Source organism: Microbacterium gawkjiense (assembly GCF_031932225.1).
Lineage (GTDB): Bacteria > Actinomycetota > Actinomycetes > Actinomycetales > Microbacteriaceae > Microbacterium > Microbacterium gawkjiense.
The window spans coordinates 1,107,432-1,121,682 of sequence record NZ_JAUZVV010000002.1 but is presented as its reverse complement, the minus strand read 5'-3'; the positions used below and the strand labels follow the sequence as shown (position 1 = coordinate 1,121,682).

General features: G+C 71.3%; 15 protein-coding genes. 9 read left to right on the top strand and 6 right to left on the bottom strand.

Going from position 1 to position 14,251, the window contains the following annotated elements:
- Nucleotides 1-7: 7 nt before the first annotated feature.
- Entirely contained in the window at nucleotides 8-682 is a 675-nt protein-coding gene (locus Q9S71_RS13665; protein ID WP_311862906.1) for a ComF family protein, read from the top strand.
- 100 nt (nucleotides 683-782) lie between these two features.
- On the top strand, nucleotides 783-1,442 hold the full coding sequence (gene hpf, locus Q9S71_RS13660) for a ribosome hibernation-promoting factor, HPF/YfiA family (RefSeq protein ID WP_311862904.1): 660 nt from the start codon (nucleotides 783-785) through the stop codon (nucleotides 1,440-1,442).
- 69 nt (nucleotides 1,443-1,511) lie between these two features.
- Here hpf and Q9S71_RS13655 read toward each other — a convergent pair whose 3' ends face one another.
- Nucleotides 1,512-2,342 (bottom strand): serine hydrolase domain-containing protein, encoded by an 831-nt coding sequence (locus Q9S71_RS13655; RefSeq protein ID WP_311862902.1) that lies wholly within the window; start codon nucleotides 2,340-2,342, stop codon nucleotides 1,512-1,514.
- A complete protein-coding gene (locus Q9S71_RS13650) occupies nucleotides 2,342-3,667 on the bottom strand; it encodes a hypothetical protein (protein ID WP_311862899.1) in 1,326 nt (441 codons plus the stop codon). Before Q9S71_RS13650 ends, Q9S71_RS13655 begins: the two co-directional genes overlap by 1 nt.
- Nucleotides 3,668-3,844: 177 nt before the next feature.
- On the opposite strand from Q9S71_RS13650, the gene secA reads away from it, so the two are divergent.
- Nucleotides 3,845-6,619 carry a preprotein translocase subunit SecA gene (gene secA / locus Q9S71_RS13645; RefSeq protein WP_311862897.1) on the top strand — a complete coding sequence of 925 codons (2,775 nt, stop codon included), beginning with the start codon at nucleotides 3,845-3,847 and terminating at the stop codon, nucleotides 6,617-6,619.
- A 72-nt stretch (nucleotides 6,620-6,691) separates the two neighbouring features.
- Complete coding sequence (locus Q9S71_RS13640; RefSeq protein WP_064001415.1) at nucleotides 6,692-7,915, top strand: pyridoxal phosphate-dependent aminotransferase; 1,224 nt, start codon at nucleotides 6,692-6,694, stop codon at nucleotides 7,913-7,915.
- 12 nt (nucleotides 7,916-7,927) lie between these two features.
- On the opposite strand, the gene Q9S71_RS13635 is transcribed toward Q9S71_RS13640, so the two are convergent.
- The gene (locus Q9S71_RS13635; protein WP_311862896.1) at nucleotides 7,928-8,365 is read right to left on the bottom strand and encodes an Rv3235 family protein; all 438 of its coding nucleotides are present in this window, start codon (nucleotides 8,363-8,365) and stop codon (nucleotides 7,928-7,930) included.
- A gap of 142 nt (nucleotides 8,366-8,507) precedes the next feature.
- Here Q9S71_RS13635 and Q9S71_RS13630 point away from each other — a divergent pair, with 142 nt between their 5' ends.
- Nucleotides 8,508-9,101: a hypothetical protein gene (locus Q9S71_RS13630; protein ID WP_217531228.1), complete on the top strand. Its 594-nt coding sequence runs from the start codon at nucleotides 8,508-8,510 to the stop codon at nucleotides 9,099-9,101.
- 22 nt (nucleotides 9,102-9,123) lie between these two features.
- Here the strand turns inward: Q9S71_RS13630 and Q9S71_RS13625 are convergent, their stop codons facing one another.
- Nucleotides 9,124-9,372 (bottom strand): helix-turn-helix domain-containing protein, encoded by a 249-nt coding sequence (locus tag Q9S71_RS13625; protein WP_422880368.1) that lies wholly within the window; start codon nucleotides 9,370-9,372, stop codon nucleotides 9,124-9,126.
- A gap of 121 nt (nucleotides 9,373-9,493) precedes the next feature.
- On the opposite strand from Q9S71_RS13625, the gene Q9S71_RS13620 reads away from it, so the two are divergent.
- Genes Q9S71_RS13620 through Q9S71_RS13610 form a run of 3 tightly spaced genes read left to right on the top strand, consistent with a single transcriptional unit; the run spans nucleotide 9,494 to nucleotide 12,889 of the window.
- Nucleotides 9,494-10,123, top strand: a complete 630-nt coding sequence (locus Q9S71_RS13620; protein ID WP_311862889.1) for an SAF domain-containing protein — start codon at nucleotides 9,494-9,496, stop codon at nucleotides 10,121-10,123.
- A complete protein-coding gene (locus Q9S71_RS13615) occupies nucleotides 10,120-11,355 on the top strand; it encodes a CpaE/TadZ family protein (RefSeq protein ID WP_311862887.1) in 1,236 nt (411 codons plus the stop codon). The genes Q9S71_RS13620 and Q9S71_RS13615 overlap by 4 nt, the downstream gene beginning before the upstream one ends.
- Before the next feature lie 40 nt (nucleotides 11,356-11,395).
- Entirely contained in the window at nucleotides 11,396-12,889 is a 1,494-nt protein-coding gene (locus tag Q9S71_RS13610; protein ID WP_064001420.1) for a sensor histidine kinase, read from the top strand.
- A gap of 18 nt (nucleotides 12,890-12,907) precedes the next feature.
- Here Q9S71_RS13610 and Q9S71_RS13605 read toward each other — a convergent pair whose 3' ends face one another.
- Nucleotides 12,908-13,156, bottom strand: a complete 249-nt coding sequence (locus tag Q9S71_RS13605; protein WP_018188706.1) for a WhiB family transcriptional regulator — start codon at nucleotides 13,154-13,156, stop codon at nucleotides 12,908-12,910.
- A 226-nt stretch (nucleotides 13,157-13,382) separates the two neighbouring features.
- Between Q9S71_RS13605 and Q9S71_RS13600 the strand changes: the two genes are divergently transcribed.
- Nucleotides 13,383-13,781, top strand: a complete 399-nt coding sequence (locus Q9S71_RS13600) for a histidine kinase (protein WP_311862885.1) — start codon at nucleotides 13,383-13,385, stop codon at nucleotides 13,779-13,781.
- On the opposite strand, the gene bcp is transcribed toward Q9S71_RS13600, so the two are convergent.
- The gene (bcp, locus tag Q9S71_RS13595; RefSeq protein WP_311862882.1) at nucleotides 13,782-14,246 is read right to left on the bottom strand and encodes a thioredoxin-dependent thiol peroxidase; all 465 of its coding nucleotides are present in this window, start codon (nucleotides 14,244-14,246) and stop codon (nucleotides 13,782-13,784) included.
- Nucleotides 14,247-14,251: the final 5 nt, after the last annotated feature.

The following is a 14,251-nucleotide window of genomic DNA, read 5'->3' as shown; positions in this document are numbered from 1 at the left end:
TGAGCGGATGCCGCCTCCCGCCGCTCCCGTCGTCGCCGTGCGCCGCGCCGTCGCCGACGCGCTCGCCGTCGTCTTCCCGGTCGCCTGCGCCGGATGCGACGAGGCGGATCGCGACCTCTGCGGCGCGTGCCGGCGCCTGTTGAGCCCGACGCCGATCGTCCGCCGCCTGCCGAGAGGTCTCGAGGTCCGGAGCGGTCTCGTCTTCGAGGGGGTGCCGGCCCGCGTCATCCGTTCGTTCAAGGAGGACGGGCGCACCTCGCAGGCCCGGCCGCTGGCCGCTGCGCTGGCGGCGGCGTGGCCCCTCGACGTCGACGCCGTCCCCGTCCCGGTGCCGGCGAGCCCGGCATCGCTCCGCCGCCGCGGGTACGCGCCCGTCGAGCTGCTCTGTCGGCGCGCGGGATGGCGGCCGCACCGGCTCCTGCGTGTCGCGCGGCGCACCGCCGATCAGCGTTCTCTCGCGAAGGAGCAGCGCGCCGCGAACCTCGCCGGCGCGCTCGCCGTCCGTCCTCGGGCGCATCGTCTCCTGGGGGATCTGCGCGTCGTCCTCGTCGACGACGTCGTGACCACGGGAGCGACCCTCGAGGAGGCGGCGCGTGCCCTCCGCGCGGCCGGGATCCCGGTGGCCGGCGCCGTCACGGTCGCGGCCACGCCCCGGCGGGCGGGCTCAGGGGATTCATCGTGATCGGGTCGTGACACGAGCGGGGACCGGCACTACGGTGGGGGGACACAAGGCGAACCGAGGTCCGCCCTTGACCGGGTGGACCGGAACAAGGAGGTCAGGGATGGAGATCAACATCGTCGGTGTGGGCGTGAGCGTCAGCGATCGTTTCCGCACAGTCGTCGAGGAGAAGTCCGCCCGCATCGCGCACCTTGCCCCTCGAGCCCAACGGCTCGACATCAAGGTGACGCATCGCACCTACCACAACGGGGGCCGCGAGGACGAGACCGTCGAGGTCACCCTCACCGGCAAGGGACCCGTCGTCCGCGCCGAGGCGGTGGACGGCGACAAGTTCGCCGCCCTCGATCTCGCGATCACCAAGCTCGCCGAACAGATCCGCCGCGCGAAGGAGAAGCGCGTCGACGCACGCAACCACCCGCGCGGCGCCAAGCTCGAGAAGGGCACCGGCACGCTGCAGGGCATCGACGTGCAGCCCGCGTCCGTCGACGTCATCCGCGCCGTCGCGACCGGCGAGGTGCCCATCATGACCGGCGCCGAGGACGAGGAGGACTACACCCCCGTGGTCATCCGCACCAAGCGGTTCGACCCCGAGTGGATGACCGTCGAGGACGCCGTGGACCGGATGGAACTCGTCGGTCACGACTTCTTCCTCTTCATCGACGCCCGCACCGACCAGCCGAGCGTCGTCTACCGCCGCAAGGGCTGGGACTACGGCGTGATCTCGCTCACGACCACCGCCGCACCCGCGGAGCTCGTCTCCTGACCGACGAGCGGTGACGGAAGAGGGCGGATGCCGCACGGCATCCGCCCTCTTCCGTGTCCGGCGTGCGGCTCAGCGTGCCGCGAGGGCTCCGAGGACCGCGTCGCTGAAGGGCGGCCAGGCCTCTGCCGCCCACTCGCCGAACGGCCGGTCGGTGAGGGCGACGAGGGCTGCGCCCGCCCGCGGGTCGACCCAGAGGAAGGTGCCGGACTGGCCGAAGTGGCCGAAGGTCCCGGGGGAGTTGTGCGCCCCGGTCCAGTGCGGGCTCTTCGTGCCGCGGATCTCCGGACCCAGGCCCCAGTCGTTCTCGCGCTGCAGACCGAAGCCGGGGAGGACGCCCCGCAGGCCCGGGAAGGCCACACCCGTCGCTGCGGCGAGCGTCGCGGGGTCCAGCAACCGCGGCCGCTGCAGCTCCGCCGCGAACCGGGCCAGATCGGTGCACGAGGACGCCCCGCCCGCCGCGGCGGAACCGCCGATCGTGGTGGACGTCATCCCGAGCGGGGCGAAGACCGCCTCGTGCGCGTACGCATCGAAGCCGATGCCGGTCTCCGATTCGAGCAGGTCCGCGAGCACCTCGAATCCGGTGTTCGAGTAGAGGCGCCGCTCCCCGGGCTCCGCGCGGAGCGTCGACGTCGAGAAGTCGTATCCGGCCGTGTGGGCGAGCAGGTGGGCGACCGTCGCCCCGGGCGGGCCCGCGGGCTGGTCGAGGGCGAGGGCGCCCTCCTCGACCGCGACGAGGGCGGCATAGGCGCTGAGGAGCTTGGTGACCGAGGCGAGTCGGTAGACGCGGTCCTGGTCCCCGGCGGACGCCGCCGCCGTCCCCTCCGCCGTCACGACGACGGCGGAGGCGTGGGGGACGTCCCAGGTCTGCGAGAGGGCGAGCGCGTCGTCGAGGGCGGCCATCAGTCGAACATGCCGTCCAGCAGACCGCCGATGACGAGTCCGCCGAGCAGGCCGCCGGCCAGGCTGCCGCCGCCCATCCCGCCGCCCATCCCTCGACCGCCGTATCCGCCGTTCCCCCAATCGTTCGGCCGGGACGAGTCGATGTCGCGCTGCGCCAGCTGGAGCGCCTCGCCCGCCAGGTGCGCGGCGCGACGGGCGAGACCCATCGCCTCCTCGCGGTCGTCCTCGCCGATCGGGCCCGAGAAGCGCAGCAGGTCGCCGCGGATGCGCTCGGCCTCGGCGAGCCGGGTGCGGGCGTCGGCGCCGATCCACCCGCGGTGGCCCGAGATCACACTGCGCGCGACCCCGATCTGGCGGTCGGCGTCGTCGATCGCGTGGCGCACGTGCTCCTCGGACGGCACCGGACGCTCGGCCCGTTCCCGCGCCTTGGCGACGGCCGCGTCGAGCGCGGCGTTGGCGGCGCGCAGACGGGTCAGTTCGGCGAAGGGGTCGGGCTTGCTGCCCGCGGGGGTGAGCGAGGCGAGCGCCGCCTCGAGCTCGGCGGCGGCGGCCGCGACGGCCGGGGTGCCCAGCATCGGCTGCGCGACGATCAGGTCGTCGCGCGAATCGTCGACGATGGCCGCCAGGGTCGACTCCGCCCGCAGGGCCTCGATCTCGAACGTGTCGACGGCCTCGACGAGCGTGCCCGCCCGCCGCGAGGCCTCGATCGCGGTCTCGAGGGCGAGGTTCGCCTGCTCGCGCTGACCGCTGTCGCGGCGGCGCTCCGAGACCTCGGCGCTGTGCTCGGCGAAATCCAGCAGCTGGGCCGCTTCGGCCGCATTGCCCAGCACGGTGCGCATCGCGGCATCCGAGTACCGCGTGGACAGTCGCTCGAGGCTCGCGTTCAGTGCGGGGAGGCGCTCCCGCAGGCGCGTCACGTCCGCGCGGATGCCGGCGATGATCTCGGGCGCGCGCCGGGCACGGGCGATCGCCTCGGCGAGGGACTCGGTGCGGTCGTCGAGCAGGTCCTCGGCCCATTCGCACAGCTGGACGATGCGCGCGTTGCGCGTGCGCAGCTCCTCGGGGGTGTCGGGGATCTCGTCGTGGTTCAGCTGGTGCAGCTGGAATGCCTCGCCGAGGTGCTGGCGCACCGCCGCGAGCGCCTCGCGCAGCGGAGCGGTCGCGTCGCGCCCGAGCTCGATCTCGGCGTAGGACAGCTCGTCGTCCGTCACGCGGATGCGCTCGTCGGCCGAGACGAGCGCCGCCCCCGCCTTGCGGCTGAGCTCGGCGTCCTGTGCCTCGATCTCCGCGTCCTCGCGCTTGCGTCTTCCCCAGAAACCGGCCATGGGCCGATCTTACGGGCCGACGGATGCCGCCGGTCGACGCGCGGGGGAGCGGCCGGATGCCCCCAGCAACCTCGTAGGTCACAGGCGGATAACATGGCGGTGTATGTCTGCGCGTCCCGCGCACCGGCATCCCGACATCGCACGTCGGGGTGGCGAATCGACAGATGGAGATCCTCCGTGGCGAACCCCCTCGAGAAACTGCTTCGTGCCGGTGAAGGCCGCGTCCTGCGCAGGCTGCAGCAGGTCGTGAAGGCCGTGTCGGCCCTCGAAGAGGACTATGCGCACCTCACCGACGAGGAGCTGCGCGGCGAGACCGCCGAACTCCGCGCCCGCTACGAGGCGGGCGAGAGTCTCGACAAGCTCATGCCCGAGGCCTTCGCCGCCGTCCGCGAAGCCGCGAGCCGCACCCTCGGCCAGCGCCCCTACGACGTGCAGGTGATGGGTGGGGCCGCCCTCCATCTCGGCAACATCGCCGAGATGAAGACCGGTGAGGGCAAGACCCTGACCGCCGCCCTCCCGGCGTACCTCAACGCGATCGCGGGCAAGGGCGTCCACGTCATCACGGTCAACGACTTCCTCGCCTCGTACCAATCCGAGCTCATGGGTCGCGTCTACCGCGCGCTCGGGATGACCACCGGCACCGTCGTCTCGGGCCAGAACCCCGAGGTGCGCCGGCAGCAGTACGAAGCCGACATCACCTACGGCACCAACAACGAGTTCGGCTTCGACTACCTGCGCGACAACATGGCGTGGCGCCGTGAGGACCTCGTGCAGCGGGGTCACTTCTACTGCATCGTCGACGAGGTGGACTCGATCCTCATCGACGAGGCGCGGACGCCGCTCATCATCTCGGGCCCGTCCTCCGGAGAGGCGAACCGCTGGTTCACCGAGTTCGCGAAGATCGCCCGCACCCTCGAGGCCGGTGTCGACTTCGAGGTCGACGAGAAGAAGCGCACGATCGGTGTGCTCGAGCCCGGTATCGAGAAGGTCGAGGACTACCTCGGCATCGACAACCTCTACGAGTCGGCGAACACCCCGCTCATCTCCTTCCTCAACAACTCGATCAAGGCGCTCGCCCTGTTCAAGCGCGACACCGACTACGTCGTGATGAACGGCGAGGTGATGATCGTCGACGAGCACACCGGCCGCATCCTCGTGGGGCGTCGCTACAACGAGGGCATCCACCAGGCGATCGAGGCGAAGGAGGGCGTCGCGGTGAAGGCCGAGAACCAGACCCTCGCCACCGTGACCCTGCAGAACTACTTCCGCCTCTACGAGAAGCTCTCCGGCATGACCGGTACCGCCGAGACCGAGGCGGCGGAGTTCATGTCGACCTACAAGCTCGGTGTCGTCCCGATCCCGACGAACAAGCCGATGATCCGCAAGGACCAGTCCGACCTCGTCTACAAGAACGAGCAGGCGAAGTTCGCGCAGGTCGTGGAGGACATCGCCGAGCGTCACGCCTCCGGTCAGCCGGTCCTCGTCGGAACCGTGAGCGTCGAGAAGAGCGAGTACCTCTCCCGCCTCCTGGCGAAGAAGGGCATCAAGCACGAGGTCCTCAACGCGAAGAACCACGCGCGCGAGGCCGAGATCGTCGCCCGCGCCGGTCGCTACGGCGCCGTGACGGTCGCCACGAACATGGCCGGTCGAGGCACTGACATCATGCTCGGCGGCAACGCCGAGTTCCTCGCCGTCTCGGAGATGAGGGCCAAGGGCCTCGACCCCGTCGAGACGCCGGACGAATACGAGGCCGCGTGGGAAGAGGTCTACGCCGCCGTCAAGGAGAAGGTGCAGGAGGAGGCCGACCGCGTCGTCGAGGCGGGGGGACTCTACGTCCTCGGCACCGAACGACACGAGTCACGCCGTATCGACAACCAGCTCCGTGGTCGCTCGGGCCGTCAGGGCGACCCCGGTGAGAGCCGGTTCTACCTGTCGCTCACGGACGACCTCATGCGACTGTTCCAGTCGGGTGCGGCCGAGGCGATCCTGGCCCGCACGAACTTCCCCGACGACGTGGCCATCGAGTCCTCGATGGTCTCGCGCGCGATCAAGAGCGCTCAGGCGCAGGTGGAGGCGCGCAACGCCGAGATCCGCAAGAACGTCCTCAAGTACGACGACGTCCTCAACCGGCAGCGCGAGGCGATCTACGCCGACCGCCGGCACATGCTCGAGGGCGACGACCTCTCGGAGCGCATCGAGCATTTCCTCGAGGACACCATCGCCGCGATCATCGACGAGCACACCGGTTCCGGCCACAACGAGAGCTGGGACTTCGATGCGATGTGGGCCGAGCTCGGCACCCTCTACCCGGTCGGCGTCACGATCGACGAGGTCGTCGCCGAGAGCGGCAGCAAGGGCAAGGTGACCCCCGAACTGCTCAAGCGCGAGCTGCTCTCGGACGCCAAGATCGCCTACCGCAACCGCGAGGAGAAGCTCGGAGCGCCCGCCATGCGCGAGCTCGAGCGTCGCGTCGTGCTGCAGGTCCTCGACCGTCGCTGGCGCGACCACCTCTACGAGATGGACTACCTCAAGGACGGCATCGGCCTGCGCGCCATGGCGCAGCGCGACCCTCTCATCGAGTACCAGCGCGAGGGGTACCAGATGTTCCAGTCGATGATGGCCCAGATCAAGGAGGAGTCGGTCGGCTTCCTCTTCAACCTCGAGGTCGAGGTCCGTCAGACCGAGGGGGGCGACATCGAGGCGAAGGGCCTCGCCGCGCCCGAGATCGACGCGCAGAAGCTGCAGTACACCGCCCCGAACGACGCGGGCGAGGTCGAGGTGCGCAACGAGCGCGGCCAGGTCCAGCAGGCGGCGACCAGCAAGGCACGCCAGCGCGAGGCCGAGCAGGAGGCCCCCGCCGACGCCCCTCGCGGCTCCTTCGGGCAGCAGGTGCAGGCACCGGCCGAGGCGGGCAACCGCGCGCAGCGACGGGCGTCCGGCAAGAAGAAGTGATCTCGGTCCGACGGGGTCGGGCGGGCCACCGGACCGCCATTGGCCCCGTCGGGTCCCCGATATCCTGAACCGATGAGCCCGCGCACCTTCGACCAGTCATCCAAACTCAAGGACGTCCTGTACGAGATCCGCGGAGCCGCCCTGGTCGAGGCCGACCGGCTGCAGGACGAGGGTCACACGATCCTCAAGCTCAACACCGGCAACCCCGCGATCTTCGGATTCGAGGCGCCGTTCCAGATCGTCCGCGACATGATCGAGGCGGTCCCGCAGGCGCACGGCTACTCGGACTCCCGCGGCATCATGTCCGCGCGGCGGGCGATCGTCTCGCGGTACGAGGAGGAGCCGGGCTTCCCGAAGTTCGACCCCGATGACGTCTACCTCGGCAACGGTGTGTCCGAGCTCATCACGATGACGATGCAGGCGCTGCTCGACGAGGGCGACGAGGTCCTCATCCCCGCGCCGGACTATCCGCTGTGGACCGCCATGACGAGCCTCGCAGGCGGCACCCCGGTGCACTACCTCGCCGACAGCGAGAACGGCTGGCAGCCCGACCTCGAGGATATCCGGGCCAAGGTGACGCCGCGCACCAAGGCGATCGTCGTGATCAACCCGAACAACCCGACCGGCGCCGTCTACACCCGCGAGGTGCTGCAGGGGATCGTGGAGATCGCCCGCGAGCACCAGCTCCTCCTGCTCTCCGACGAGATCTACGACCGCATCCTCTTCGACGGCGCTCGGCACATCCCGCTCGCGACCCTCGCGCCGGACCTGCTCTGCCTGACCTACAACGGACTGTCGAAGACCTACCGCGTCGCCGGGTACCGCTCGGGGTGGATGGTCATCACTGGACCGAAGAAGCACGCCGCCGGCTTCCTCGAGGGCATCCAGCTGCTCGCCTCGACACGTCTGTGCCCCAACGTCCCCGCGCAGTTCGCCGTCCAGGCGGCGTTGTCGGGTGTCCAGTCCATCGACGCGCTCATCGCACCGACGGGTCGGCTCCATGAGCAGCGGGATGCCGCCTGGGCCGGCCTCACCGCCATCCCCGGCGTCACCTGCGTCAAGCCCGAGGGCGCCCTTTACGCCTTCCCCCGGCTCGACCCCGAGGTCCACGACATCCACGACGACGCCAAGTTCGTCTACGACTTCCTCGTCGCCGAGCACGTGCTGCTCGTGCAGGGGACCGGGTTCAACTGGCCGACGCCGGATCACTTCCGCATCGTCACGCTGCCCGAGGCGCGAGTGCTCACCGAGGCGATCGAGCGCCTGGGCAACTTCCTCGCGTCGTACAAGCAGTAAGGGGCCGCGAGGTCAGAGCAGGGCGAGGGAGGTCGCGCGCCAGCGCCCGTCCCAGCCCTCGAGGCGCATCGCGACGGCACGTGTGCGGATCGGAGCGCCGACCACCACGACCGCCTCGAGCACGCCGTCGGCGGGTTCGCAGGTGCGATCGCTCAGGATGCGGTGCGCGGGCCGGACGGCGGCGACGCCGCGTGCGCTCCGCGCGCGGGCCGACAGGTTCGCTCGGGTGACGAGCGCCCGGTACGCGTCCTCGCCGAGCCAGCGCGCCAGCTGATCGACGTCGCGCACGCCGGCCAGCACCTCGAGGACGCCGATCGTGAGGTTCTTCACGAGGGGGAGCGGGTCGGGCAGATCGGCCGTCGAGGTGCGCTGCGGTGCGAAGTACTCGGCGACCTCGAGGGCGCTCCCCGAACGCGGTATCCGGCTGTCTTCGGTGGCGGTGAGGGCCATGTCGGTTCCTCTCGGGCGACAGGTGTCTGCGGGTCGATGAACGCCACGAGTACAGCACAGGGTGACGAGAGGGTGGATGAGAATACTCCAACCTGTGGACAAACCCCGCGGTGCCGGCGGGTGGTCCTCTACATTCGCGGTCGTGCGCTGGGATCGATTCTTCGAGGATCTCGAAGACCAATTGGACTCCGAATGGGAGGCCGAGCGCGCGGCGCTCGACACCGAGGCCGAGCGGCTGCGACTGGCCCGGCTGTCGCTGTTCCAGCGGTTGCATGCCCTGGTGGGTGCCGTCGAGGACGCGATCACCCTGGATCTCGTGGGCGGCGCCGCCGTGACCGGCGTACCCGTCGCGGTCGGACCGGATTGGCTCGCGGTGGACGACGGCGGCGCGAGGGGTGCCCTGATCGTCCCCCTGGCCGCCCTCGTCGCGGTGGGGCCGACGCACGCCGACCTGCTTCGCAGCGCCCGGGGGAGTGAGCCCGGGCGGCTCCGCGAGCGGATGACGCTCGGCTTCCTCCTACGCGACCTCGCGCGGCGGCGTGTCCCCGTGACGCTGTACGCCGTCGACGGGCGGGAGTACTGCGGCACGATCGACCGTGCGGCATCCGATCATCTCGATCTCGCCCTGCACGACCGCGGTTCACCCCGTCGCGCCGACCTCGTGAGCGGATACCGCATCGTGCCGCTGTCGGCGGTCACGGCCGTGCGGCTGGAAGCGCCGGCCTCGCTCGCGTGAGCGCGGCGCGATCAGGCCGTGATCATTCGCCGCCGCGGCGGCCGCGCCCCCAGAGCTCGGGGAAGCTCGCGGCGTTGGACTCGCGCCAGAGCGCGTGGAGTCGCGCGTCCTCCGCCTGTTCGTCCAGGTAGTCCTCGACGCTGTCCGCCTCGATGCGCCACGCGGGCGGGGAGCCGAGCCGAGCCCCCCGCAGACGTCCGTCGAGGATGAGAGCCACGACCTCGTCGACCTCCAGTTGCAGCATCTCCGCGACCTGGGCGGGCGTGAGCATACGCAGGGGGGACGCATCGGGCATGAGGCCATTATGGGCCCGCGTACAGGTCGTATCGGCTGCATCGCCGGCTTGTGGATAATCGCGGTGGCACCGCCGCGGGCTCGGTCACCATGGCGTCATGACCACTCCCGACACCGTCCGGCCCGCGCCGCGTGCGTTCTGGGCCGACGCGCGATTCCTCCTCGGTATCGCGCTGATCATCGCGTCCGTCGCGGGCGTCTGGCTCGTCGTCGCCTCTGCGCGTCAGACCGCGCCGGTGTTCGCCGCCGCCCGCACGATCGTCCCCGGTCAGACCGTGACGGCGGACGACCTGCGGGTGGTCGACGTCGCCCTGGGGTCCGCGGGTGACACGTACGTCTCGCCCGCCTCGCTCGAGCCCGGCGTCATCGCGACCCGCACGATCCTGGCGGGCGAACTCGTCCCGCACGCGGCCGTGGACGACGCGGATGCCGCGACCACGACGAGCGTGGTGATCCGGACGGCCGGAGACGTGTCCGACGCCGTCACCTCGGGTTCGGTCGTGGAGGTCTGGGCGGCACCGGCCGAGGAGGGCGGCGAGGTCGGCGAGCCGCGGATCCTCGTGCCCTCGGCGACGGTGGTCACGGTGACGAAGGACGACGCCGTCGTCTCGGGCGAGGACGTGTCGCTCGAGATCGTCATCCCCCGCGCCGATGTCGCCGCGACGCTCGCCGCGGTGTCCGACGACTCCCTCCTGTCGGTCGTGCCCGTGGCGGGGGAGTCCCGGTGAGGGCCGTCGTCGCGGCGGACGGTCCCCGCGCGGACACCCTCGCCGCGCAACTGCGCCACGAGGACGCCGACGTGCGCGCGGTGGTGGCGGCATCCGCCCCCGCTGCCGCCGCGCTCGATGCGATGGCCGCGCCCGAGGCGGCGGAGCTCCTCGCCGAGCTGGCCCGGGCGGACCTCCTGATCGTCGAGGGGCGGGCGGCGACCCTGACCGCCGAGCTCGTCGCCGCCTGCGACCGTCTGTCGGTGCGCATCGTGCCGCTGTGCGCTCGAACCTCGGATCGGCGCCTCGCCGCATCGCTCGGGCTCGCGGCCCACGATCCGGACGCACCGGCGGCCGTGCTCCTCGCGAGCCCTCCGTCGTCCCTTCCCGTCGAGCCCACCCGCGGCCGTGTGATCACCGTGTGGGGCGCACAGGGGGCGCCCGGGCGGACGACCCTCGCCATCGAGATCGCCTGTGCACTTTCGAGTGCCGACCACCGCGTCGCGCTCGTCGACGCGGACTCCCACGCGCCCTCGCTCGCCCTCGCGACCGGCCTCGCCGACGAGGGCCCCGGGTTCGCCGCCGCATGCCGGCAGGCCGAACGCGGCACACTCACGGTGGCCGAGCTCAGCCGCATCGCGTCGACGCTGGCCGACGTGGACGTGCTCACCGGCCTCAATCGGCCGGGACGGTGGCCCGAGCTCTCCCATGCCCGCGTGCTCGCCGCCCTCGAGGCGTGTCGCGGATGGGTGGATGACACCGTCGTCGACACCGCGGCATCCCTCGAACGCGACGAGGAGATCGTGAGCGACCTCGTCGACGGTCCCCGCCGGAACGCCGCGACGCTCGCGGCCGTCGAAGCGGCCGACGTCGTCCTGGCCGTCGTCGCCGCCGACCCCGTCGGGGTGTCCCGTTTCGTACGGAACTGGCCCGAGCTCCGCGCGGCGGCGGGCACCACGCCCGTCCGGGTGGTGGTCAACAAGATCCGTGCCGGCGCCCTGGGCGTCGACGCCCGCGGACAGGTGCGGCGCACCCTCGAGCGCTACACGGGCGTGACGGACGTGTCCTTCGTCCCGTGGGATGCCCGGGGGACGGATGCCGCGCTCCTCGCCGCGCGCCCGATCGCCCACGTCGCACCGCGCTCGGCGGTGCCGACCGCGGTGCGACGCCTCGTCGCCGAATCCCTCGCCCCGCGGCGTGCCGCTCAGGTCGCGACCCGGCACTCGCTGCGCCGTCTGGCCCGGAGCGCGTAGACCGCGGGAAGCGCCCGGGAGGAGGATCTAGGGTGGAGGCGTGTCCACCCTCAGCGACCTCGTCTACGCCCAAGGCCGATCCACCGCGGAGGATGTGGAGTGGCTGCACCGCCTCGCCGGTGACGGTCAGCTCCTCGCCGACCTGGCCTTCGCGGACATCGTCATCTGGGTGCCGACGTCGGACGACTCGTTCATCGCCGTCGCCCACACCCGGCCGAGCGGAGCGGCGACCCTGTTCTACCGCGACATCGTCGGCGACGCCGTGCGGCCGCAGTGGCGCACGCAGGTCACGGACGCGTTCACCCAGGTGCGCGTCGTGGATTCGTCCTCGCCGGACTGGTTCGAGGAGACCCCGACCCGCGTGCGGGCCGTACCCATCGTGCGCGAGCGCGCGGCGGAGGGGCGCGAGAGCCGGGTGATCGGCGTGCTGACCCGGCACACCAACCTCGGCGAGGCCCGCACGCCGTCGCGTCAGCAGATCACCTTCAACGACTGCGCGGACGACCTGTTCGGGATGATCGCATCGGCGGACTTCCCCGACCTCACGGCGCCGACCTCGCCGCGCCGGGGCGCCCCCCGCGCCTCGGACGGCCTCATCCGTCTCGACGTCGACGGCATCACGACGTTCGCGAGCCCGAACGCCTTGTCGGCCTTCAACCGGCTCGGCTTCGACGACGAGCTCGAGGGCGAATCGCTCATGGAGGTGGCGACGAAGATCATGCCGGCGTCGCGCCAGTTCGACGAGTCGCTGCCGATCGTGATGGCCGGTCGTGCGCCGTGGCGCGCGGACGTCGAGGCGCGCGGCGTCACCGTGTCGCTCCGGACGATCCCCCTGCGCGAGAACGGCACCCGCATCGGTGCCATCGTCCTGTGCCGCGACGTGAGCGAGATCCGCCACCAGGAGCAGGAGCTCATCACGAAGGATGCGACGATCCGGGAGATCCACCATCGCGTCAAGAACAACCTTCAGACCGTCGCGTCGCTCCTGCGCATCCAGGCGCGGCGAACCCATTCCGACGAGGGTCGGGACGCCCTGACGCAGGCCATGCGCCGGGTGAGCGCGATCGCTGTCGTGCACGACACCCTGTCGGAGGGGCTCACGCAGAGCGTGGACTTCGACGACGTGTTCGAGCGCGTCCTCAAACTCGTCGCCGAGGTCGCGGCGGCGCCCAACACGCGTGCCCGCACGGTCAAGACCGGCACGTTCGGGACGCTGCCGAGCGAGTATGCGACGCCGCTCGCCCTCGCGCTCACCGAGCTCGTGACGAACGCCGTCGAACACGGTCTGGCCGACAAGGAGGGCGAGGTCGAGATCATCGCCGAGCGCGACGAGGACCGGCTCGCGGTCCGCGTCCGCGACACCGGTGTCGGCCTGCCCGAGGGTCAGGTCGGTCGGGGTCTCGGCACGCAGATCGTGAGGACGCTCATCCAGGGTGAGCTGAGCGGGACGATCGACTGGCACACCCTCATGGGCAGCGGGACCGAGGTGACGATCGAGATCCCGATGCGGTACATCGAGCGCGCGCGGGCCTGAGGCCCGCGCGCGGCGGTGTCAGGACGCGCGGCGGGCGCGGGCGGCGCGGCGCTTGAGGGCGCGGCGCTCGTCTTCGGAGAGACCGCCCCAGACACCCGAGTCCTGGCCGGTCTCGAGGGCGTACTGGAGGCAGAGTTCGGTGACGGTGCACCGGGCGCAGACGGACTTCGCCTTCTCGATCTGGTCGACGGCGGGCCCGGTGTTCCCCACGGGGAAGAACAGTTCGGGGTCGACGGTCAGGCAGGCGGCTTTGTCGCGCCAATCCATAGCGGTGCTCCTTGTGGGGGGATCGGAAGTCGGGATGCGACGCCGGGCGACGTCGACTAACCTGAGTGGTGTGCGAGCTGATGCTCGCCCCACGCCGCTGTGGGAGCACACTTGCCCGTCAATATTCCCATGCCCGGGCATGGGAATCAAGGGTTATGTGAATCACGGGTTAACGGAGTATTTCGGCGACTCGCCGTGCCCCGGGCGCCCAGGAGGAGCAGTGAACGTGCGTACCACCCGCGTCGAGCGGATCGCGGCCGGTTGGCTCGCCCTCGAGGCGATCGGCGTCCTGGCCCTCGCCGCGTGGGAGCTGGTCGCCCTGGTCCGCGGCGACAGCGAGAGCGTGCCGAGTTCGCTGGCGCTCCTCGCCCTGACGGTGATCGGCGCGGCCGCCGTCACAGGCTTCGCCGTCGCCGTGTGGCGCGGCGGGTCGTGGGGACGCTCCGGCGGCGTCGTCGTGCAGTTGCTCGTCCTGTCCGTCGCGCTCGGGACCCTCACGGGGGAGGGAGCCGACACGCGCCTCGCCGCGACGATCGCGGTCCCCGCCGTCGTGGGGCTCGTCCTCCTGATCGCGGCCGCTCGGGCGGCCGGCGCGCGATCGCGTAGCGAGGCCGACGAGGTCTGATCAGACTTCGAGCAGGCTCCGGATCCGCGCGACGTGGCCGGTGGCCTTCACGTTGTAGAGCGCGTGCGCGACCGTGCCGTCCTCATCGATGACGAAGGTCGAGCGGATGACGCCCTCGACGACCTTGCCGTAGTTCATCTTCTCGCCCCACGCGCCGTAGGCCTCGTGGACGCTGTGGTCGGGATCGCTCAGGAGGGCATAGGGAAGGGCGTCGCGCTCACGGAACTCGCGCAGCTTCGCCGGCTCGTCGCGGGAGATCCCCACCACGGTGTACCCGGCCGCCTGCAGCGGCGCGACGCTGTCGCGGAAATCGCAGGCCTCGGTCGTGCAGCCCGGCGTCATGGCGGCGGGGTAGAAGAAGGCGATGAGGCGCCCGCCGCGGAAGTCGCTCAGCGAGACGGTCCCACCGTCCTGGTCGACGAGGGTGAAGTCGGGGGCGGGGGATCCGGGGTTCAGGCGCGGCATCCCCT

Coding starts and splice junctions, on each gene's coding strand:
- Q9S71_RS13665 (WP_311862906.1), top strand. CDS start 8: ATGCCGCCTCCCGCCGCTCCCGTCGTCGCCGTGCGCCGCGCCGTCGCC.
- hpf (WP_311862904.1), top strand. CDS start 783: ATGGAGATCAACATCGTCGGTGTGGGCGTGAGCGTCAGCGATCGTTTC.
- Q9S71_RS13655 (WP_311862902.1), bottom strand. CDS start 2,342: ATGGCCGCCCTCGACGACGCGCTCGCCCTCTCGCAGACCTGGGACGTC.
- Q9S71_RS13650 (WP_311862899.1), bottom strand. CDS start 3,667: ATGGCCGGTTTCTGGGGAAGACGCAAGCGCGAGGACGCGGAGATCGAG.
- Q9S71_RS13640 (WP_064001415.1), top strand. CDS start 6,692: ATGAGCCCGCGCACCTTCGACCAGTCATCCAAACTCAAGGACGTCCTG.
- Q9S71_RS13635 (WP_311862896.1), bottom strand. CDS start 8,365: ATGGCCCTCACCGCCACCGAAGACAGCCGGATACCGCGTTCGGGGAGC.
- Q9S71_RS13625 (WP_422880368.1), bottom strand. CDS start 9,372: ATGCTCACGCCCGCCCAGGTCGCGGAGATGCTGCAACTGGAGGTCGAC.
- Q9S71_RS13620 (WP_311862889.1), top strand. CDS start 9,494: ATGACCACTCCCGACACCGTCCGGCCCGCGCCGCGTGCGTTCTGGGCC.
- Q9S71_RS13605 (WP_018188706.1), bottom strand. CDS start 13,156: ATGGATTGGCGCGACAAAGCCGCCTGCCTGACCGTCGACCCCGAACTG.
- bcp (WP_311862882.1), bottom strand. CDS start 14,246: ATGCCGCGCCTGAACCCCGGATCCCCCGCCCCCGACTTCACCCTCGTC.